The 20,569-nt window shown below is 68.4% G+C and carries 23 protein-coding genes; 3 read left to right on the top strand and 20 right to left on the bottom strand.

Translation table 11 applies throughout. The features are described 5' to 3' along the window. Positions 1-28 precede the first annotated feature (28 nt). The 3 genes from NVU01S_RS16790 to NVU01S_RS16780 form a co-directional block, all read right to left on the bottom strand. On the bottom strand, positions 29-340 hold the full coding sequence (locus tag NVU01S_RS16790; RefSeq protein ID WP_043667277.1) for a DUF202 domain-containing protein: 312 nt from the start codon (positions 338-340) through the stop codon (positions 29-31). Next, a complete protein-coding gene (locus NVU01S_RS16785) occupies positions 337-702 on the bottom strand; it encodes a YidH family protein (RefSeq protein ID WP_043667279.1) in 366 nt (121 codons plus the stop codon). Before NVU01S_RS16785 ends, NVU01S_RS16790 begins: the two co-directional genes overlap by 4 nt. 158 nt (positions 703-860) lie before the next feature. Then, a complete protein-coding gene (locus NVU01S_RS16780) occupies positions 861-1,586 on the bottom strand; it encodes an acetoacetate decarboxylase family protein (RefSeq protein WP_043667280.1) in 726 nt (241 codons plus the stop codon). Between the two features lie 215 nt (positions 1,587-1,801). Between NVU01S_RS16780 and NVU01S_RS16775 the strand changes: the two genes are divergently transcribed. Continuing rightward, a complete protein-coding gene (locus tag NVU01S_RS16775; RefSeq protein ID WP_043667282.1) occupies positions 1,802-2,536 on the top strand; it encodes an esterase/lipase family protein in 735 nt (244 codons plus the stop codon). Here NVU01S_RS16775 and NVU01S_RS16770 read toward each other — a convergent pair. Beyond that, entirely contained in the window at positions 2,518-3,252 is a 735-nt protein-coding gene (locus NVU01S_RS16770; protein ID WP_043667284.1) for a TetR/AcrR family transcriptional regulator, read from the bottom strand. The two genes, NVU01S_RS16775 and NVU01S_RS16770, sit on opposite strands and share 19 nt — an antisense overlap. A 55-nt stretch (positions 3,253-3,307) precedes the next feature. Between NVU01S_RS16770 and NVU01S_RS16765 the strand changes: the two genes are divergently transcribed. Beyond that, positions 3,308-4,768 carry an MFS transporter gene (locus NVU01S_RS16765; protein WP_043667286.1) on the top strand — a complete coding sequence of 487 codons (1,461 nt, stop codon included), beginning with the start codon at positions 3,308-3,310 and terminating at the stop codon, positions 4,766-4,768. Positions 4,769-4,814: 46 nt separating this feature from the next. Here the strand turns inward: NVU01S_RS16765 and NVU01S_RS16760 are convergent, their stop codons facing one another. From NVU01S_RS16760 to NVU01S_RS16695, 14 genes are all read right to left on the bottom strand, one after another. Continuing rightward, positions 4,815-6,269: a peptidoglycan DD-metalloendopeptidase family protein gene (locus NVU01S_RS16760; protein ID WP_052280374.1), complete on the bottom strand. Its 1,455-nt coding sequence runs from the start codon at positions 6,267-6,269 to the stop codon at positions 4,815-4,817. A gap of 258 nt (positions 6,270-6,527) precedes the next feature. Then, a complete protein-coding gene (locus tag NVU01S_RS16755; protein WP_029893072.1) occupies positions 6,528-7,451 on the bottom strand; it encodes a tyrosine recombinase XerC in 924 nt (307 codons plus the stop codon). Positions 7,452-7,545: 94 nt separating this feature from the next. Further along, positions 7,546-7,980 carry a type II toxin-antitoxin system VapC family toxin gene (locus NVU01S_RS16750; RefSeq protein WP_043667288.1) on the bottom strand — a complete coding sequence of 145 codons (435 nt, stop codon included), beginning with the start codon at positions 7,978-7,980 and terminating at the stop codon, positions 7,546-7,548. Next, positions 7,977-8,216, bottom strand: coding sequence for a ribbon-helix-helix protein, CopG family (locus tag NVU01S_RS16745; RefSeq protein WP_043667289.1), 240 nt, complete (start codon positions 8,214-8,216; stop codon positions 7,977-7,979). Before NVU01S_RS16745 ends, NVU01S_RS16750 begins: the two co-directional genes overlap by 4 nt. 65 nt (positions 8,217-8,281) lie before the next feature. After that, positions 8,282-9,433, bottom strand: a complete 1,152-nt coding sequence (gene dprA, locus NVU01S_RS16740; protein WP_043667291.1) for a DNA-processing protein DprA — start codon at positions 9,431-9,433, stop codon at positions 8,282-8,284. Positions 9,434-9,671: 238 nt separating this feature from the next. After that, positions 9,672-11,180: a YifB family Mg chelatase-like AAA ATPase gene (locus tag NVU01S_RS16735; protein ID WP_043667293.1), complete on the bottom strand. Its 1,509-nt coding sequence runs from the start codon at positions 11,178-11,180 to the stop codon at positions 9,672-9,674. Further along, a complete protein-coding gene (locus NVU01S_RS16730; protein ID WP_029893067.1) occupies positions 11,180-11,536 on the bottom strand; it encodes a YraN family protein in 357 nt (118 codons plus the stop codon). Before NVU01S_RS16730 ends, NVU01S_RS16735 begins: the two co-directional genes overlap by 1 nt. Before the next feature lie 111 nt (positions 11,537-11,647). Then, complete coding sequence (locus NVU01S_RS16725) at positions 11,648-11,953, bottom strand: DUF2469 domain-containing protein (RefSeq protein ID WP_011210678.1); 306 nt, start codon at positions 11,951-11,953, stop codon at positions 11,648-11,650. 46 nt (positions 11,954-11,999) lie between these two features. Then, complete coding sequence (locus tag NVU01S_RS16720; protein ID WP_043667400.1) at positions 12,000-12,755, bottom strand: ribonuclease HII; 756 nt, start codon at positions 12,753-12,755, stop codon at positions 12,000-12,002. 79 nt (positions 12,756-12,834) lie between these two features. After that, positions 12,835-13,617, bottom strand: a complete 783-nt coding sequence (lepB, locus tag NVU01S_RS16715; RefSeq protein WP_167829353.1) for a signal peptidase I — start codon at positions 13,615-13,617, stop codon at positions 12,835-12,837. Positions 13,618-13,662: 45 nt separating this feature from the next. After that, positions 13,663-14,439: a signal peptidase I gene (gene lepB, locus NVU01S_RS16710; protein ID WP_043667298.1), complete on the bottom strand. Its 777-nt coding sequence runs from the start codon at positions 14,437-14,439 to the stop codon at positions 13,663-13,665. 77 nt (positions 14,440-14,516) lie between these two features. Continuing rightward, positions 14,517-14,858: a 50S ribosomal protein L19 gene (rplS, locus tag NVU01S_RS16705; RefSeq protein ID WP_029893064.1), complete on the bottom strand. Its 342-nt coding sequence runs from the start codon at positions 14,856-14,858 to the stop codon at positions 14,517-14,519. A 348-nt stretch (positions 14,859-15,206) separates the two neighbouring features. Then, complete coding sequence (locus tag NVU01S_RS44870; protein ID WP_043667300.1) at positions 15,207-15,440, bottom strand: serine hydrolase; 234 nt, start codon at positions 15,438-15,440, stop codon at positions 15,207-15,209. After that, the gene (locus tag NVU01S_RS16695; protein WP_043667302.1) at positions 15,437-15,847 is read right to left on the bottom strand and encodes a DoxX family protein; all 411 of its coding nucleotides are present in this window, start codon (positions 15,845-15,847) and stop codon (positions 15,437-15,439) included. Before NVU01S_RS16695 ends, NVU01S_RS44870 begins: the two co-directional genes overlap by 4 nt. Before the next feature lie 98 nt (positions 15,848-15,945). Between NVU01S_RS16695 and NVU01S_RS16690 the strand changes: the two genes are divergently transcribed. Next, positions 15,946-16,842, top strand: a complete 897-nt coding sequence (locus tag NVU01S_RS16690; protein ID WP_043667304.1) for a sigma-70 family RNA polymerase sigma factor — start codon at positions 15,946-15,948, stop codon at positions 16,840-16,842. Positions 16,843-17,107: 265 nt separating this feature from the next. Here the strand turns inward: NVU01S_RS16690 and NVU01S_RS16685 are convergent, their stop codons facing one another. Then, entirely contained in the window at positions 17,108-18,025 is a 918-nt protein-coding gene (locus tag NVU01S_RS16685) for a hypothetical protein (protein WP_063048140.1), read from the bottom strand. 33 nt (positions 18,026-18,058) lie between these two features. Beyond that, positions 18,059-20,491, bottom strand: a complete 2,433-nt coding sequence (locus NVU01S_RS16680; protein WP_082032246.1) for a Tex family protein — start codon at positions 20,489-20,491, stop codon at positions 18,059-18,061. Positions 20,492-20,569 lie beyond the last annotated feature (78 nt).

Genomic DNA, 20,569 nt, shown 5'->3' with positions numbered 1-20,569 from the left:
GAGTGCCGAAAGATGCTGTGCTCTGGAACTACTGAGGCCATGGATCAGTGAGCGTGATGACCGCGGCCAGCACGGCCACCGCGACGACGACCGTGGTCGCCACGGCGACAACGGTTCTGCCGTGGCCGTAATGCCCCGAACGCAAACTGCGGTTGCGGGCGAAACTGGCGCAGGCCAACGCCGCCATGGTGAGCGCGGCACCGATCGGTGCGAGCATCGCGGGACGCCACCCGCTGGTCACCGCGTGATTCAAGAACAGCGCGCCGGTGAGCATCGCGGCGATCGCCGTGCGCCGCCAAGCCAGCGCGGTGCGTTCGGCGGCGAGTCCGGCGCGGCTCATCGGAGCAACACCGCGACCGTCGCGAGGATCGAGACCGCGGCGATCCCGGCCGAAAGGATCGGCACCAGCACGGTTTCGGGCAGCGGCCGCCCCTGCCGCATCGCCACCCCGACTCGGCGCCAATGCGCGTACGCCCCGATCGCGACGACCACGGCGAGCACCAGACAGCTCAGCGCGAGCGCCCGCCGCACGCCGCCCATCCGGAAGGGTTGCACGAGCGTGTGTACCGCGACGCCACCGGCGAGTAAGCCGAGCGCGGTGCGCATCCAGGCCAGGAAGGTGCGTTCGTTGGCGAGGGTGAACCGGTAGTCGAGGTCCGCTTCGCCGTCCTCGGATTCGGCGTCCGGGCTCGGCAGCGTCATGTCGCGCCGAACAGCACCGTCATCGACGCACGGCACTGGTCATCGGAATCCACTGGGCACCTTCCCACACAGGCAAACGCTCGGCTAAGTCACCCTAACCGGGCGCGCGTGGGGAATCCATGCACCGCGCGACGCCGTGACCATGCGGTTATCCCGGCTCAGACGGGGACGGCGTCCTCGAACGTCATGGCCAGCCCGGCAATGGTCGAGGTCATGATCGCGCGATGCGGCAGACACAGGGAGCGCAGTTCGGCGGCGAGGGGATGATCGCCGAGGGTCAGGGTGGCGCCGCCGGGCCGTCCCCGCACGCCGGACGGTTCCATACGCCAAGGTGTGCACCGGGTTACGCCGTCGATGTGCGAGTAGGCCTCGAAGGACGTGGCCGCACTCGCGCGGCGCGGCGTGGCGACACCCTGCCGAACGGTCAGATCGACGATGAGATCGCCGCCCTGATGGAGCGTGCCGTGCCGGAGCGGGCCGCCGTGGTGCACGTCGAAGTCGGCCAGTTGCTTGGGGAATCCCCAGATGCCGCGCCCGGCGGCCAGCGTGAAATCGCCGTCGACCGGGAGTTGATGGATGAACACCCCGGCCTGGTTCGTCGCGAGCGCGCGCAGGTCGCCGCGGCCACGATCGGCCCGGTGGTGGCGGACCATGAACGACACGCCGAACTCGTTGTACGGACCGAGATCACCGTCCACGTACTCGACGAAGGCGAGCGAGCACATCGCTCGCCCGGCGGGCAGCCGCAGCACCTGCAGGCCGGAGTAGTCGATCAGTCGTTGCGCGGCGTGGGCCGGCACCAGATAGCTCGCCATGAACGCGTGTGCCAGCCGGATCCGCACGGGCATGCGAACTTCCTGGCCGAGGACCGTATGGATGCTCACTCGAACGCCTTCCCGTGCACCGCGCTACGTGGGCGGTACCGCTCCTCCGAATCTAGAACGCGTTCTAGTTTATCAACTCGCCTGCCACCGAAAGGGTGTAATCAGAAAAGGAACACGTGTCAGCACTCCCCACGACGCCGCGATTGCGGCAATAGTGGAGCAAACACGATCCGCGGTGCACCCATCACCGCCGAGGCCGAAGGATTGCCCGAACCATGACAGTGCGCTCGCTGCCTGCCTTCCTTGCCATCGCCACCGCGCTGCTCACGGGCACGAGCGCGACAGCGCACGCGGTTGCCGAGCCGAGCCGCGTCGTCGTGATCGTGCCCGGCCAGTACATCGGTGCGCTGCCCTACGGGCCGATGGCCGACGCGCTGCGCACCGACGGAACCGAGGTGCGGGTGCTGGATCTGAACGGCTTCGATCTCACCGCCGACGCCGCCGCCATCGACCGCGTCGTCACCGAAACCCGCGCCCAGCACGCGAATGCCGAGATCGATCTGGTGACCCACAGCATCGGCGCGATCAGCTCCCGCCTTTTTCTGAAGTCCCGCGACGGCGCTCGCCACATCGGCACCTACGTCTCGATCGGCGCGCCGCAATACGGTTCACCGGGCGCGTGCGGCCAACCTGCCGCGCCGGAAGCCTGCCCCGGGACCGAGTTCATGACCGCGCTCAACGCGGGCGACGACACCCCGGGACCGACCAGGTACTACTCGATTCGCAGCGCCCGCGAGTGGGCCGACGGCCGGCTCGACGGCGGTCAATGCCGGCTGACGCCGTTCCCCTCGCTCGGCAACGGCGGCCTCGACCACACTCTCGAACCGGCCAACCCGGCTGTCTGGCAACAGGTTCGGCAGGCTCTCGCGGGCGACTGCGCCGGCGAATACGTCGACGAGCCGGACGGCGCGATCACCCCGGAGGCCACGCTCTACCCGGGCGGCGTGTAGCTCTGCTGGAATTCCACGTCGCTGCCCAGCCGCGCCTCGAGGCCGTCCAGCACGCAGAGCAGGCCGAAGTCGAAGGCCATGGCCCGGGCGAACTCGGGATCGGTAGGCGTCGTGGCGCGGAAGTCCGCCTGCAGCTCGGGGTAATCCCGGGCCGCGTGGTCCATCATCTCCACCACGGATTCGCGGTCGAATTCGAGTTGGCCATAGGAGTTCCGCCAGGCGATCTCCGGTAGCACCACGCCGAGCACATAGGACATCACCGTGCCGCTGGCGAGATAGATATCCGTGCCGCGGAATCCGGCACCGACGTAGGCGCGGCGCAGGCGATCGGTGACGCGCAGCGCGTTCGGCCCCATGCTCGGCAGCCGGCCGATCAACATCGCACCCCACGGATGCGCCCGCAGCACGGTGCGGAAGTTGTAGGCGAAGGCCGACAACAGCTCTCGCCACGGCACGTCGTCGGGCTGCGGCGTATCCGCCATCCCCCAGAATTCGTCGAGGGCCAGTTCCAGCAATTCGTTCTTGTTGGCGACGTACCAGTAGAGGCTGGTCGCGCCCGCGCCGAGTTTGGCGCCGAGCTTGCGCATGCTCAACGCCTCCAGCCCCTCGGCGTCGAGGAGGTCCACCGCGGCGGCGACGATCTGCTCGCGATGTAAGCCCGACGCCTTGGGCCGGCGCGGTTCGCGAAGCCATACCGAATCGAACTGCTTGGTCACGGGCCCAATCCTATATTGACTCGCACACTGTTCTAGTTCATCGTACGCTGTGCGAGTGGAATCGAACGTTGTACGAGATCCTCGCCGTTGGTGGATTCTGGGGGTCCTCTGTCTGTCCTTGCTGGTGCTGATGCTCGACGGCACTGTGCTCAATCTCGCTATCCCGTCCCTGATCCGGGAACTGAACGCCACGCCCTCGGACATCCAGTGGATCCTGGACGCCTACGTCCTGGTCTTCGCGGGACTCCTGCTGACCGCGGGCAGCCTGTCCGACCGGTTCGGCCGGCGCCGGATGCTGATCCTCGGCTTGGCCGTGTTCGGCGTGGCATCGCTGGCGGCCGTGCTCGCGACCGAACCGTGGCAGGTGGTCGGCGCGCGCGTGGCGATGGGGGTCGGCGGCTCGCTGCTGATGCCCTCCACACTGTCCATCCTGATGACCACGTTCGCCGAGGACGAACGACGCAAGGCGATGGCGGCCTGGTCGACGGTGTCGATGGTCGGCATCGTGGCCGGACCCACCCTGGGCGGCTTTCTGCTGCAGCACTATTGGTGGGGCTCGGTGTTCCTGCTCAACATCCCGGTCGCGATCCTCGCGATCGTCGCCGCGGTGCTGCTGATGCCCGAAACCACCGGTGAGCAGCGGCCGGTCGACCTCGTCGGGGTGCTGCTGTCCATCGTCGCGCTCGTCTCGACCGTCTACGTGATCATCGAGCGCGAGTGGAACATCGGGATGATCGCGCTCGCCGCGGTCGCCGCGGTCGGATTCGTGGTGTGGGAGAGCCGATCCGAACATCCGATGCTGCCGCTGGCGGTGTTCCGCAACCGCGACTTCACCGGCACCTGCCTGACCCTGCTGCTGATGGTGTTCGGGATGGGCGCGGTCATGCTGATGCTCACCCAGTACCTGCAGTTCGTGCTCGGATACGGACCGATGAAAGCGGGTCTGGCCCTGCTGCCCTACGCGGTGGCGGCCGCCGTGTGCAACGGACTCGGCGCCACCTTGGGCAAAACGCTCAGCAACAAGACGCTGATCGTCTCCGGCCTGCTGGTGATGAGCGGTGCCTTCGCGATCCTCGCGGTCGGCGAGGGCTACCTGTGGGTGCTGGTCAGCATGCTGGTCATGGGCATCGGCGGCGGCCTGGCCGGCCCCGCCGCGTACGCGGCGATCATGAGCGCCATCCCGCTCGAACACGCGGGCGTCGGCTCGGCGATGAACGACACGCTGCAGCAGGTCGGCATGGCGATCAGCATCGCGATGCTGGGTAGCGTGCTGGCGGGCGTGTTCACCGAGCACATGCCCGCGGACGCACCCGAGGCGGCTCGCGAATCCATCGGCGCCGCTTTCCAACTCGGCTTCGCCGAACCGGCGAAGGAAGCGTTCACCGCGGCAATGTCCACCGGTTCCTGGATCAGCGCGGGCTTCAGCCTCGCGGCCGCGCTGCTCGGCCTGACGCTGCTGCGCACGCCGCGGAAACCGGCCGAACAGCCGCAGACGGATCCGGTCGACGTCGGATAGTCACCCGCCCGGACCCACCTCGAAGGTGGGTCCGGGCGCGGTCGATTCACCAGTCGTACTGCCACCAGTCCCAGGTCCAGCCGTCGTCCGGCCAGTCGTCACCGGGCGATTCCGGCTCCGGCCACTCGCTGTCCGGCCATTCGTCCTCGGTCTGGTTCTCCTCGCCATCGGTGCCGGTCCCCGGGGTAGGGCGAGGCGGCGCGGGCTCGGCACAATCGGGAGCGACCGGGCCGTTGCTGCCGGTGTAGAGGAAACCGTCGCTGATCCACTTGCCGGTGTCGAGCTTGTTCCACAGATCGGTGGGGCCCCACTTGCCGTCGAGCCGGTCACCGCGGGCGGTGCAGACGATCGTCACGGAATCGCCGTCGCGGACCGTGCCGACGATCGCGTTGCGGGTACCAGGGCCGGAGCGCAGGTTGACCTTTCGGTTCCGGTCCGGAAAAGGGCGCACGATGCCGTTGGCCAGCGTGGGATCGGGTTCGGGCGCCGGGGGTTTGGGAGTTGTCGGTGGTTTGGGGGTCGGTGGTGCCGGTGTGGTCGGTTTCGGGGTGGTCGGCGGTTTCGACGTCGGCGGTGCCGGCGGTTTGGGGGTCACGGTCGGCGGGGCAGGATTCGAATCGTCTCCGCCGCCGTAATTCATCAATCGGCCACCGGCCCGGACCTGTTTGCCCTCGCGCTCGGCGAAACCGCCGTAGGCTTCCGGGCCTTCCCGGAAAGTCCAGCCGCCCATGGTCGTCCCGTTCAAGCTGATCGGCTCGTTGCCTCGGTAGAGCGACATGTGCACGTGCGGACCGCTGGCGAAACCGCCACACGGCAACTGGGTTCCGATATGTCCCAGATACGTTCCCGCCGCGATCTCGGATCCGTTCGCGGCATCGATCACATTGGTCATGTGGTAATAGGTGGTGCTGAGACCGTTGTTGTGCACGATTTTCACCTCGGCACTGCCATTGCGCACGCACGTCTTGTACACCCGGCCGGACGCGGGAGCCACCACTCGGCCGTCGCCGCCATTGAAATCCAAAGAATTGTAGGGACGGCTCGAACCGGAGATGCCGTGCGGACCGCCACCCATGTACCACGCTTGCCCCTGCGGCCAAGGCAGCGAAAGCGCCGTATTCGCCGAACGCGGTTGCGGCGCGGTCAATGCCGCCTTCTCACCGTGGCTCACCACCGATTCCGGTGCCGCACTCACCAGGTGGCCGAACTCCGGCGTTCCTTCCAGCGCCACTGTCCAATCGTCGTCATCGTCGAGTTTCGCAACATATAACGTCGATTTCGGTGCGTCTTCGCTGTCGGCGTCCTGCGGAACGGTCGCCGCGCCGAATACCCATTCACCGTCGCTGCGGATGCGATCGATCACCGGTTCCTTCTCGGCGGCCTCCGGAACCTGTTCGCGCACAAGGGTGTCGCTGATCGCGTCGTCCAAGCCGTCGGGGGTGGGTTCGGCGCCGACCGGGCCGGCGGCCACCGCCAAGGCGATGATGGTGATACTGACCAATATTGTGATTGCACTCGAAATTATCCAGCCGCTGGATCGGCGTGGATCGGTCGATCTCAAGATAAGACAACTTCCTACGTCGGTCGGTGATTTTCGGGCGCAATAGTGTTGCGCGAGTTCCCATTTCCCGACAGCGAGCATAGGGCGGCGGACCGCATAAGCCCAGCAAAGCTGGTGCTTCTATAGGAAGGATTAAGCCTGTCTAATCACGATTGAATCACGTTCGGCGAATGCCGGACCCGCAGGACCGGTCCGAGATCAGGCGCGGGGGTGCGCCTGATCGTGCACTTTCTTGAGGCGCTCGATCGAGACGTGCGTGTAGAGCTGCGTGGTGGCCATGCTGGCGTGGCCGAGCAATTCCTGGACCACGCGCAGGTCGGCGCCGCCCTCCAGCAGATGGGTGGCGGCGGTGTGCCGCAGACCGTGCGGACCCATGTCCGGCGCGCCGGGGATGGACGAAACCACCTCGTGCACAACGGTTCTGGCCTGTCGCTGATCCAGGCGCTTACCCCGGCGGCCGAGCAGGAGCGCGCGGCCGGACTCCGTGGTCGCGAACGCAGGGCGACCGTGCCGGAGCCAGGCGCCGATCGCCTCGTCCGCCGGAACACCGAACGGCACCGACCGCTCCTTGTTGCCTTTGCCGAGCACGCGCACCACGCGGCGTTCCCGATCGACATCCTCGATGTCCAGGCCGCACAGCTCGCTCACTCGAATTCCGGTGGAGTACAAGAGTTCTACGATCAACCGGTCGCGCAGGGCCATCGGCTCGTGCTGGGCGGCACCCGATTCCGCCGCGTCCATGGCGCCGACCGCCTGCTGACGGCCGAGTACCGCGGGTAGCACTCGATGCGCCTTGGGTGAGCCGAGGCGCAGGCCCGGGTCGACGGTCAGGCGGCCGGTCTGGGTGAGCCACGCGGTGAACGTCCGTGCCGACGAGGCACGCCGGGCCATCGTCGTCCGGGCCACGCCCGCCGCGGATTGCTGCGCGAGCCAGGAGCGCAAGAGCAGCAGATCCAGTTCGCGCACTGCGGAATCCGCGGACCGGGCGTACAGGTGGCCCAGCAGTGCGCGCGCGTCACCGAGATACGCGCGCACCGTATGAGCCGAGCGATTCCGCCCGAGACGCAGATGCCTGCCGTACTCCGTCAGCAGCGCTTCCAGGTCTTCGGGTAGTTCGTCCATCACACCACCGTCCCCACCGTCCTCCCGATTGGCAAGCCACCGCGCCGGTTCGGGCCACCGCGCCGGTTCGAGCCGCGGCACGGGGACGCGGCCGTCACAGGTCCTCCGGCAGGATGCGGAAGGACTCGGAGCCCGTCAGCGGGCGGATCGCCCGGAAATCCCGATGGTCGAGGGTCAGGATCACGTCGGTCTCGAATTCGGCGGCCAGCACAACGTTCACCGCGTCGGTGAGATCGAGCCGAAGGTCGGCGTACTTGTTTTGCACCGCACGCGCTTTACGCAGGAAGTCACTGAGCAAGGCGGGCACGGCAACCCGGCCCGCCGGCTCGTGTTCGAGCAGCCAGTCGTTGATCACACCCGCCGTCGACCAGTCGAAATCTCGTTTCGCGAGGTGCTCGAGTTCGAGAAAGACCAGCGGGCAGACCACCGTCAGCGCGGCGGCAGCCAACGCGGACCGCGCCCGGTCGTGCTCGGGTGCGCTGGCATCGAAGGCGGCGAAGAGCCCCGACGTGTCCGCGACGACGATCACGTATTCCGCCGGATGATCTCCTCGTGCACTATTTGTTTGAGCTCGTCGTGCGTCCATTCGCGGCCGGAACGGAACGTCGGGATATCCCAGTCCTTGTTCCAGCGCTTCGTACGCAGTGCGGCGATGTGGAACGCCTCGCGGAAAATCTCCGACTCCGGGCGTCCCTCCCGCGCGGCAGCGGCTTTGATCAGGGCCAGGTCCTCCTCGTCGACCATGACCGTCGTCTTTTTCAGCATGGTGGTTATGGTACCAGTGCCATACATTGTGACCTGCCTCTTTTATTGGGGTTGCGTGCATGTGGTCAGGCTTTCTCGGTAGTTGGGCGATCGGTCGGCATGCGGAACCAACCGCCCGCGCCGGTACCGACCGATCCGGCGAGTTCCAGGGCAGGCAGTGCGGCTCGCACCACCGCCAACGACAGGCCCGATGCCTCGGCGAGCTCACGCGGTGTCCGGGAACCGATCTGCGGTAGTGCGGCGAGGACGACGGCCTCGTCGCCGGACAGGATTTCGGCGGTCGGGTCCGCCGCGCCGGGTAGCGGCAACCGGAGCGGACCAGCCTCCTCGATCACCTCTGCCGCACAGGTGACCAGTCGTGCTTCGCCGTCACGAATCATGCGGTGACAGCCCACGGAGGCGGCCGAGGTGACGGGACCCGGCAGTGCCAACGCCGGACGGCCCAGGCGCCGAGCCCATTTCACCGTGTTGCGGGCACCGCTGCGCGCGCCCGCCTCCACCACCAGCACACCGTCGGCCAAGGCGGCGATCACACGATTCCTGGACAGGAATTGATGTTTGAGTGCCGCGGTCCCTGGTGCGTATTCACTGACCACTACACCGGTTTCGGCGATCTCCGCCAGCAGACGATCGTGCTGTGCGGGGTACGGACGGTCGATACCGCAGGCGAGGACCGCGATGGTGCCGCCGCCGGCCGCCAAGGCGGCACGGTGCGCCATCCCGTCGATACCGAAGGCCGCACCGGACACGATCGTCCACCCCTGCGCCGCGAGCTCGCCTACGATCTCCGCGGTGGCGTGGTTGCCGTACCCGGTACTGCATCGAGCGCCCACCACCGCGAGCGCACGCTCGCTCGCCTGCCGCAACGAGCGAGGGCCACGCACCCACAGCACGAGCGGCACCGCGCTGTCACGATCTCGTGCGGCCTCGAGCTGTGCGAGGCCGAGCAACCGCCAGGACGGCCATTCCGGATCGTCGGGTGTCACGACCCGGCCGCCGATGCGCGTCATCCACTCCAGATCCCGTGCCGCCGAATCTGTGCCACGCCGCTGCTCGGTCGGCCCACGCAGCGATTCCGGCAGCACGCATTCGCGCACCGCCCGCGCCGCCTCCACCACCCCCACCGATTCGATCAGTGCCGACAGCGCCGCACAGGGCCCGCCGACCACCCGCGACAAGTACACCCACGCCAGCCGTCGCTCCTCGTCCTCGGCCACCGACCCCCCAGGGCACGCACCCGGCACCGCTGCCCCGCTCACCGCGCATCTCCCGGCGCAGAGCCCAGCGCAGCACGGCCCGTCGACCGTGCTGGACCGTGCCGTTCAGCGCGATCTCGCCCGAGTCCGCGCCCTTCGGTCTGTACGCCGCGAGCGCCACACCGCAGCACGGTCGTGCACACCGCCCTTTCGCTGCGTGGTGACGTGCCGGTGCCGCGCCGCATCGAGCAGCTCGGCTTCACGGCGCACCTCGCTGGCGGAAGTTCAGGGCGGCCAACACATCTCGGTCGGTGGGGAGGGCCGCGGCGCGAAGGTCGGCGATGGTCCAAGCCACCCGGATGGCCCGGTCCGCGCCGCGGGCGGACATGCGGCCCAGGCGCAGAGCGGTTTCGACGGGCGCGATCGCCTCGGGTGGTAGGCGAAAGCGTTGCCGCAGAATGTGACCCGGGACTTCGGCATTCATGAGCCAGCCGTATTCGCGCCAGCGGTGCACGGCCGCCTGGCGGGCCGCTGCCACCCGCTCCCGCACCACCGCGCTGCTCTCGGACTGGTCCGTGCTGAACGCGGCCCCGGATTGGCCGCGCATCTGTACCCAGATATCGATGCGGTCCATCAGCGGACCCGAGAGCTTGCCGAGATAGCGCCGGCGGGCCAGCGGCGCGCAGATGCAGTCGATATCGCGGGCGGGAGCGCACGGGCAGGGGTTCGCCGCCAGCACCAGTTGGAAACGCGCCGGATAGCGAGCGACGCCGTCGCGGCGGGCGATCCGAACTTCGCCCTCCTCCAACGGGGTTCGCATCGCCTCCAGCACCTTGGTGCCGATCTCGGCGCACTCGTCGAGAAAGAGCACGCCGCGATGTGCCCGGCTCACCGCGCCGGGACGCGCGGTGCCCGAGCCGCCGCCGACCATCGCGGTCACCGAGGTCGAATGATGGGGCGCGACGAACGGTGGCATGGTGATCAGCGGATGGTCACCGGACAGCACGCCCGCCATCGAATGGATGGCGGTCACCTCCAGCGACTCGGTTTCCGACAGCGGCGGCAGCAAGCCCGGAAGACGTTGCGCAAGCATCGTTTTGCCGATGCCGGGCGGCCCGGTGAGCAATAGGTGATGCCCGCCCGCGGCGGCCACCTCCAGCGCCCATCGCGCTTCGTCCTGCCCGACCACTTCGCTGAGATCGCCGCCCTGGTGCACCGGGGCGGGCAGGTCGCCGTCGGGCTTGGGCAGCGCACCTTCGCCGCGCAGCCAGGCGATCACCGTGCGCAGGCTCGCCGCGCCGAAAACCGTTATGCCATCGACGAGTCCGGCCTCCGCCAGCGCCGCTTCCGGCACCACCACCGCGGGCCAGCCGGCGTTACGCGCGGCGATCACCGCGGGCAGGATGCCGCGGACCCGGCGCACCCGGCCGTCCAGCGCGAGTTCCCCGAGCAGCACCGTCTTCGCGAGCGGCTCGGACGGCACCGCCCCGGCCGCGTCCAGCACCGAGACGGCCAGGGCCAGGTCGTAGACGCTGCCGATCTTCGGCAGGGTCGCGGGAGAGAGCGCCAGAATGACCCTGCCGTCGGGCCACTTCTCCCCCGAGTTCGCCACGGCGGACCGCACCCGGTTGCGTGACTCCTGCAGCGCGGTGTCGGGCAGCCCGACCAGATGTACCGAGGGCAGGCCCTGCCCGATATCGGCCTCGATCTCGACGAGCAGTCCGTCGACGCCGGTGACCGCGACCGAGTGGGCCCGGCCGAGGGCCATCAGAACACCGCCTCGAGATGGTCGATCACCGGTTTGTGACCGCGGGTCAGCAGCACCGAGACGACGTCGAAGCGGATCCGCCGCCAGGGTCCTTCCTGTTCGGCCAGCCACAGCAGCGCGAGGCGCCGGATGCGTTGCCGTTTGGCGAAGGTGACCGATTCGGCGGGTACGCCGAAGCCGAGCCCGGACCTGGTCTTCACCTCGACGAAGGCGGTGACCTCGGCGTCCTGGGCGATCAGGTCCAGTTCGCCGTAGCGGCAGCGCCAATTCCTGGCGACGATCTCCATGCCCGCCGTGCGCAGGAATTGCGCCGCCAGTTCTTCTCCGTGCGCACCGAGTGCCTGTTTGTCTGTCACCCGGTCAGCGTGCTCGGCGCCGCACTGCGGGCCTAGGCGCTGACCTGGGGAAATACAAAGACTGTGGAGAGCGGACGCCCTGTGCACAACTCGCCGTGCACGGGCCGGCGGTTACTCCGGCAACCGCAGGTCCGGCTTCTCGAGCTCCTCGATGTTCACGTCCTTGAAGGTGATCACGCGGACGTGCTTGACGAAGCGGGCCGGACGATACATGTCCCAGACCCAGGCGTCGCTCATCCGCACCTCGAAATACACCTCACCGTCGGCGTTCTGCGGGCGCAACTCGACGGAGTTGGCCAGGTAGAAGCGGCGTTCGGTCTCCACCACGTACGAGAACTGACCGACGATGTCCTTGTACTCGCGATACAGCGAGAGTTCCATCTCGGTTTCGTACTTCTCGAGGTCCTCGGCACTCATCGGGTGGGACGTCCTCCTTCTCGCCGCGTTGCGTCAGTTGCTGACATCATCGCGCATGGGTCGCGCCGGTAGCCACTCGGCTATCCGAACGCATGGCTTCTGACTCATCGGACAGCATCGGGTCGACCTCGCCCGCGAGCACCGCGTCGGCGGCCTCGGCCCCGGCGTCGACCGGCCGGAGACCGGCCATCTCCCGCACATTTCGCCATGAGCGCCGATGCTCATCGCTGGGGCCGAGCCGGTGCAGGGCGGCGATATGGTCGGGCGTGTTGTAGCCCTTGTGCGACGCGAAACCGTAGCCGGGAAATTGCTCGTCCAGCTCGACCATCATCCGGTCCCTGGTCACCTTGGCCAGGATGCTGGCGGCGGCGATACAGGCCGCGGCGGCGTCACCGCCGATCACCGGCAGCGACGGCACCGGGATGCCGGGCACCCGGAAGCCGTCGGTGAGCACGTACCCCGGACGCTCCCCCAGCCCGGCCACCGCGCGCCGCATGCCTTCGATATTGGCGACGTGGATGCCGATCGAATCGATCTCCCAGGCCGGGATGACCACCACGTTCCAGGCCAGCGACAGGCGCAGGATCACCGGGTACAGCTCTTCGCGGACGGACTCGGTGAGCTTCTTGGAGTCGTCCAGTCCGGCCAGCTTGTCGTAGGCCTTCGGCGCGAGCAGGCAGGCCGCCACCACCAGCGGCCCCGCGCACGGTCCGCGGCCGGCCTCGTCGACACCCGCGACAGGACCCAGTCCGCTCCGGATCAGCGCTGCTTCGAGCGTGCGCAAGCCACCGGCTTTGCGCATCACCACGCGCGGCGGCCACCCATTGCTGTGTACCACTCGGCTTTGCCCCACCGTCCAATTATGCTGCGGCCGCTGATGATCAGTTCGCTTGGGCGTTCTCGGAACGCACCGGACCGATCCGGTTCGGCGGCCAGATCTTGAACACGGCCTTGCCCCGGACGTTGTCCACCGGGACGGTGCCCTGCAGTTCGTCGCTGATGTGCGCGCGCGAATCGGCGGACTCGTTGCGGTTGTCGCCCATCACCCACAGGTGCCCCTCGGGCACCTTGACCGGCTTGAATTCCCGGCCGCCGCCCGGGCCGTACGGCTGGCCGGGGACGTAGGGGAAGAGGTAGCGCGCATACGGCTCGTCGAGCGGCTTGCCGTCCACCTTGACCCGGCCCTGCGCGTCACAGCACTCGACGGTCTGGCCGCCGACCGCGATGACCCGCTTCACCAGATCGTTCTCGTCCGGCGGCACCAGGCCGAAGAACGAGAAGAAGTTCTGTACGCCGCGCACCGCGGCGTTGTCCGAGCGGATCGACTGGTAGTGCGTATTCCACGACGGCGGGCCGACGAAGACGACCACGTCGCCCGGCTGCGGATCGCCCCAGTAGTAGCTCAGCTTCTGCACGTAGATCCGGTCGCCCGTGCACCCGGCGCAGCCGTGCAGCGTGGTCTCCATCGACTGCGACGGAATCACGTACGGCCGCCCGACGAAAGTCACCATCAGCGCGGCGATCACCGCGGCGATCACGATGAGGATGGGCAGCTCCTGCCAGAACGGCCGCTGCTTCTTCTCCCGCCGCCGCTTCCCGCGACGCCGCGATACCCCTTCGTCGCCCGAATCGGACACCGACACCGACCCACTTTCGTCTGCCACGCCGAACAGATTAGCCCGGCATCCTGTGACGCGTCCGACGCCGGGCTACGACGTCCCGTCAGTTGTCTGGGGATTCTGCGTGCGCACCGGACCGATCCGGCTCGGCGGCCAGATCTTGAACACGGCCCTGCCCCGGACATTGTCCACCGGGACGGTGCCGTGCAACTCGTCTCGGGTGTGCGCGCGCGAGTCCCGTGAGTTGTCGCGGTTGTCGCCCATCACCCACAGATTTCCCTCGGGCACCTTGACCGGCGCGAACTCCCGGCCGCCCCCGGCACCGAACGGCCGACCTGCGACGTAGGGGAAGAGGTAGCGCGCGTACGGCTCGTCGAGCGGCTTGCCGTCCACCTTGACCCGGCCCTGCGCATCACAGCACTCGACGGTCTGGCCGCCGACCGCGATCACCCGCTTCACCACATCGTTCTCGTCCGGCGGCACCAGACCGAAGAACGAGAAGAAGTTCTGCACATTCCGCAGGATCGAATTGTCCGAGCGGTGGGAGACGTAGGTATCGTTCCAGGATTGCGGACCGACGAAGACGACTACATCCCCAGGTTTCGGCTCACCCCAGTAGTAGCCCAGCTTCTGCACGTAGATTCGATCGCCGGTGCAGCCCGCACAGCCGTGCAGGGTCGGCTCCATGGATTCGGACGGGATCATGTACGGCCGACCCACGAAGTTGACCATCAACGCGGCGATCACCGCGGCGATCACGATCAAGACCGGCAGTTCCTGCCAGAACGGTCGCTGTTTGCGCTTACCCCGTCGCTCGGCGCGACGTACCCCCTCGTCAGCCGATGCTGACGCTCCCTCGTCGGTCACACCGAAAACAGTAGCCCGGCACCGGAACTGGGGTCCGGGGCCGGGCTACGAAAAAGCTTTGGTGCTGGACGACCAGGTCAGCGCTTTTCCTTGATCTTGGCGGCCTTGCCGCGCAGATCACGCAGGTAGTAGAGCTTGGCACGGCGGACGTCACCGCGGGTGACGACCTCGATGTGGTCGATGTTGGGGGTGTGCACCGGGAAGGTGCGCTCCACGCCGACACCGAACGACACCTTGCGGACCGTGAAGGTCTCGCGGATGCCACCGCCCTGGCGTCGGATGACGACGCCCTTGAAGACCTGGATGCGCTCCTTCGAGCCTTCGATGACCTTCACGTGCACATTGAGGGTGTCGCCCGGCCGGAAGTCGGGGACGTCGCTGCGCAGCGACTTCTCGTCGACGAAGTCAAGGGTGTTCATTTCCATCCTTCTGGGTTCGCGCGAACAGAGGACCCTGGCGGCACGGGACGTGCTCGACCGGTTCATGCTCCGATTAAGGGGGTGCGCCGGGCCGATACGCACCCAGGGCAACCTGAGCATTGTGCCAGATCGGCAGGTCGCGAGAAAAATCGGCCCCCGCTCACCGGCCCAGGTCCCGCACCGCACGGTGCAACGCTGCGGCCGATCTCTCGTTTTCGCCCGCCCGGAAACCGAACGCGGACCGTCTGCGGGTGTAGCCGTAGGTCAGGCCGCTGTGCGGGTCGGCGAAGCCGTCCGAGCCTGCCGCACCGGTGTGCCCGAACTCCTGCGCGCCGAGAAAAGGATAGATCAGACCAGCAACGCGACCACTACCGTCGCCGCGCCTTTGGTGGCGGAGAGGAGACCCGTCAGCGTGTCCCCGGTCACCTGCGGCCCGGCCCACAGGTCGGCCACCGGTGCGCCGTGCACGAAAGCGGCCAGCTGCGCGCCGGATTCGCCGTTCTCCGCGGCGACGACCGCCGCGAATTCGGTGCGTACGCTCTCGAATCCCGGTGCGACGGTGCCCTGTACGTCGATGCTCATGCGGATCGTCCCGGGCGGCGCAACAGCGCCACAGGATTTCGTTGCCCGGCGGGCGGACGCAGCCGCCAGGACACCAGGGTGAGCCCCGCGAAGACCAGCGGCCCGACCCACGCCCTCGGTTTGTCGCCGACCGCGAGATGCGAGGCCGCCGCGCCCGCGAAAACGAAAGTCAGTCCGGCATAGGCCCATTCCTCGGCCCGTGGGTGGCCTGGCAGCACGATCGCAGCCGCCGCCGCTGATTTCGCGGCGCCGAGGATACTCGCGAAATACATCGGATAGCCGAGGTGCTCGAAAGCTGTACGGACATGCGGGATTCGAGCGAGATCCCAGTAGGCGCCGACCACCGATTCGGTGAGCAGCAGACCTGAGGCGCCGAGGTAAGCGAGGTCCTTCGCGCGGGTGTGCATGATGCGTCCTTCCGTCGAGTGTGCTGCTGCTCTGACGGATGGCGGAACGAAAAGGTAACGAGCCTTGTCACACTCTGCCCGCGCGCACCGTCATAAGTATGGGACGAGGCGGAGGAGCACACGTGGACGACCATCTGGCCGACCGGTTCGAAGCGCACCGTGCGCATCTGACGGCGGTGGCCTACCGGATGCTCGGCTCACTGACCGAGGCGGACGACGCGGTGCAGGAGGCGTGGCTGCGGTTGGCGCGCGTGGATCCGGCCGAGATCGAGAACCTGGGCGGCTGGCTGACCACCGCCGTGAGCCGGGTGTGCCTGGATATGCTGCGCGCGCGGCGGATCCGGCGCGAGGACTCGTTCGAGGAGCAGCTGCCGGATCCGGTGGTCCGCCTCGACGCCGGTGCCGATCCGGAACAGCAAGCGGTGCTGGCGGATTCGGTCGGCCTGGCGTTGCTGGTGGTCCTCGACTCGTTGAATCCGGCGGAGCGGCTGGCGTTCGTGCTGCACGACCTGTTCGCGCTGCCGTTCGACCAGATCGGGCCGGTCCTGGGCAAGTCGCCGGCCGCGGCCAAGACCATCGCCAGCCGGGCCCGGCGGCGCGTGCAGGCCTGCGCGCCGCGGCTCGACCCGGATCTGCCCCGCCAGCGCCGCGCGGTCGCCGCGTTCCTCTCCGCCGCACGCGAAGGCAGCTTCGACGCACTGCTCGCCCTACTCGACCCCGACGTGGTGCTGCGCGCGGACAGCGGCGCCGGCGGCCTCCAGATCATCCGCGGTGCGTCCGCGGTGGCCGGGCTGCTGGACACCTTCCACACCTTCGCCAACCGGTACGAGGTCGCGCCCGCGCTCGTCAACGGTGTTGCGGGCCTGCTGAGTACCGTCGACGGCGCACCGAAGTCGGTGCTCGCCTTCACCGTCGCCGACGATCGAATCACCGCCATCGACCTGATCGCCCACCCCGAACGCCTAGCCACCCTCCCCCTCCCCACAAACCCCTAGCCGAGGCCGCGCAGCATCAGTCCCGCGCACCAATTCGCATCCCGCGCACCAATTCGTCGGCGAATCCGCACGCGGCACGCGAATCCGCGCGCGGCACGCGAATCCGCGCGCGGCACGCGAATCCGCGCGCGGTGCACGAACTTGTGCGCGGTGCGGCGACTCCGGCCCGGCACCGCGACTCCCGCCCTGCCGGGGACTCCGGCTCGACCAGGCGACCCCAGCTCGACCAGGCGACCCCGGCTCGGCGCGGGGCTCGTCCGGCGGGTCAGGGGGTGGGGCGGTCGGAGGCAGCTGGTTCGAGGTCTGGGTCGGGGTGGGCGGGTTCGTGGTCGTGGGAGAAGAGGGAGAGGTGGTGGCGGTGGGGGGCGGGTGGGGCGGGGACGACGGTTCGGGTGAGTTCGGCTTCGGCGGCGGTGCGGACGTGTTCGACATCCGGTTTGCCGGCGACCAGGTCTTGCACGAAGATCTTGGCGCGGATCACCGGACGCCGGTATCGCCGTTCGCGCACGATCGCGCGGTACATCAGGCGGCGGCGGTCGGCGTAGCGCCAGCGCGCCCACGGCGCACCCGGCCTGCTCAACCGCAGTGCGCCGACCACGAGCAACGGCAGGAAGAACATGCCGAACAAGCCGGTCCAGATCTTGCCTTTCGCGATCACGGTGGCGGCGAGCGCGAGGTTCACCAAAGAGAACGCGACGACGAAGATCCGGACCTCCGTGCTGGGGTCGCTGCGGAAGTCGTTGATGTCCAGCATCCACAGCGGATGGAAGCCGAGCAGCAGCAGCCCGGTGACCGCGAGCGCGACGAACACCGCGTCCACCGAGGTGCGCCCCTGCTCCTCCCAGTACACGTCACGCAGGTAGAAGATCAGCGCGAACTCGTCGAGCACCAGGGCCGCCCCCACGCCGAAGGCGGCCGCCAGCGCGGAAGCCGTTGCGGTGTCGGCACTCTGGTAGAGGGTGACCATGCCGATGCCGGAGGCCAGCACCAGGATCACCCCGAACACCATGTGATGGATGTGCACCCCGCCGGAGCGCAGGTTGCCCGGCCACCACCGCACCTGTTTGCGGATCAGCCGGACGCTGAGCCGGATCAGCAGGAAGCCGACGATGAACCCGAGCAGGAAGCACAGCAGCGGAAGCCTGCCCTGCGCGACCACATCTTCGTCGAGCCACCGTCGCATGGCTTCCCGCATCCTCCGTCCGCGATAGGGGTCCTACTGGCCGAAACCGGCGCGGCGCAACGCGTCGGCCATCGAACCGCTCGGCGCGGGCGCGTTGCGGCGCTGGTTGCCGCCGCCGCGCGACTGCCCCTGGCCTTGGTTGCGCCCCTGGCCCTGGTTGCGGCCCTGCTGGTTCCTGCCCTGCCCATTCTGCCGCTCGGGACCGCCTTTACGGTCACCACTCTGACCACGCTGCCGGTTCTCGCCCTTGGCGGGGGCGCCCGGCTCGTCGTCCAGGCGCAGCGACAGGCCGATGCGCTGCCGGGCGACATCGACCTCGAGCACCTTCACCTTGACCACGTCGCCGGACTTCACCACTTCGCGCGGGTCCTTGACGAAGTTGTGCGACATCGCCGAGACGTGCACGAGGCCGTCCTGGTGCACGCCGATGTCGACGAACGCGCCGAACGCGGCGACGTTCGTGACGACTCCTTCGAGCACCATGCCGGGCTCCAGGTCGGCCACTTTCTCTACGCCCGCGGCGAATTCGGCGGTCTTGAACTCGGGGCGCGGGTCGCGGCCGGGCTTCTCGAGTTCGGTGATGATGTCGGTCACGGTGGGCACACCGAAGCGTTCGTCGGTGAAGTCGTCGGCGCGCAGCCCGCGCAGCACGGTGGTGTTGCCGATGACCTCGGTGATGTCGCGGCCGGTCGATGCCATGATGCGGCGCACCACCGGGTAGGCCTCGGGGTGCACGGAGGAGGTGTCCAGCGGGTCGTCGCCGCCGCGGATGCGCAGGAAGCCCGCGCACTGCTCGAACGCCTTCGGGCCGAGGCGCGGCACGTCGAGCAGCGCGGTCCGGCTGCGGAACGGTCCGTTCTGATCGCGGTGCGCCACAATGCTTTCCGCGACCGAACCGGCGATACCCGACACCCGGGACAGCAGCGGTACCGAGGCGGTGTTCACATCGACGCCGACCGCGTTCACCGCGTCCTCGACCACCGCGCCCAGCGAGCGCGCCAGCAGCGTCTCGGACACGTCGTGCTGGTACTGGCCGACACCGATCGACTTCGGGTCGATCTTCACCAGCTCGGCGAGCGGGTCCTGCAACCGGCGCGCGATCGACACCGCGCCACGCAGCGACACGTCCATGTCCGGCAGTTCCTGGGTGGCGTACGCCGAGGCCGAGTACACCGAGGCGCCCGCCTCGGACACCACGATCTTGGTCGGCTTGTTCTCCGGGATCCGCGAGATCAGCTCGGTGGCAAGGGCATCGGTCTCGCGCGAGGCGGTGCCGTTGCCGATGGCGATGAGCTCGACGCCGAACCGGGCGACCAGCGCGCCGAGCACGGCGAGCGACTTCTCGGTCTGTCCCTGCGGCTTGTGCGGGTAGATCACCTCGGTGGCGACGGCCTTGCCGGTGGCGTCGACGACGGCCACCTTCACGCCGGTCCGGTAGCCCGGGTCCAAGCCCATGGTGGTGCGGGTGCCCGCGGGCGCGGCCAGCAGCAGATCGCGCAGGTTCGCCGCGAACACGTCGACCGCGTCCTTTTCGGCGGCCTGCCGCAGCCGCATCCGGGTATCGATGCCGAGGCTCACCTGGAGTTTGGTCCGCCACGCCCAGCGCACCGTGTCCAGCAGCCAGGGGTCGGCGGCGCGGCCCTTGTCCGCGATGCCGAACTTCACCGCGATGCGGCCTTCGTAGATGGTTCGTTCGCCCGGCTGCGGCTCTTCGGTGTCGGGCTCGAGGTGCAGGGTCAGCACCTCTTCCTTCTCGCCGCGGAGCAGCGCGAGGATGCGATGCGAGGGCAGTTTGGTGAACGGCTCGCTGAACTCGAAGTAGTCGGCGAACTTGGCGCCGGCCTCCTCTTTGCCCGCGCGCACCGTCGAGGTGACCTGGCCGCGGTTCCACATCAGCTCGCGCAGCTCGCCGACCAGGTCGGCGTCCTCGGCGAACCGCTCGACCAGAATCGCGCGCGCGCCGTCCAACTGCTCGGCGTTGTACTGCGCGGGATCGGTGGCCGGATCGGAGATGAGCGCGTCGGCGACCGGCTCGTGCCCCGCCTCGCGGGCGATCTGCGCCTTGGTGCGCCGCTTCGGCTTGTAGGGCAGGTAGATGTCCTCGAGCCGGGCCTTGGTTTCGGCGAGCATGATCTGCTGGTGCAGGGCATCGTCCAGTTTGCCCTGGCCCCGGATGGATTCGAGGATCGCGCCGCGGCGTTCGTCGAGTTCGCGCAGGTAATGCAGGCGCTCGTCCAGCTGTCGCAGTTGCGCGTCGTCGAGACCGCCGGTGACCTCCTTGCGGTACCGCGCGATGAACGGCACGGTCGAGCCGGCGTCGAGCAGCTCGACGGCGGCCCGCACCTGGGTCTCGCGCACCGCGAGCTCGTCGGCGATGCGGCGATTCACGCCGGCCTGGCTCACGATCGTCGCGGGGGCGGACACGGGCTGGGACTCTGCACTGGTGGTCTCGGGCGCTGTCGTCACGCCGGAGACACTACCTCCGTCGCCCGACATGGGGCCCACACCCAGTTGAACCAGCCTGCCGACGCCACCCCGCGGCAG

It is taken from the genome of Nocardia vulneris (genome assembly GCF_001613425.1).
GTDB classification, from domain to species: domain Bacteria; phylum Actinomycetota; class Actinomycetes; order Mycobacteriales; family Mycobacteriaceae; genus Nocardia; species Nocardia vulneris.
The sequence above is the reverse complement of the archived record's forward strand: the minus strand, read 5'-3'. Positions and strand labels throughout refer to the sequence as shown.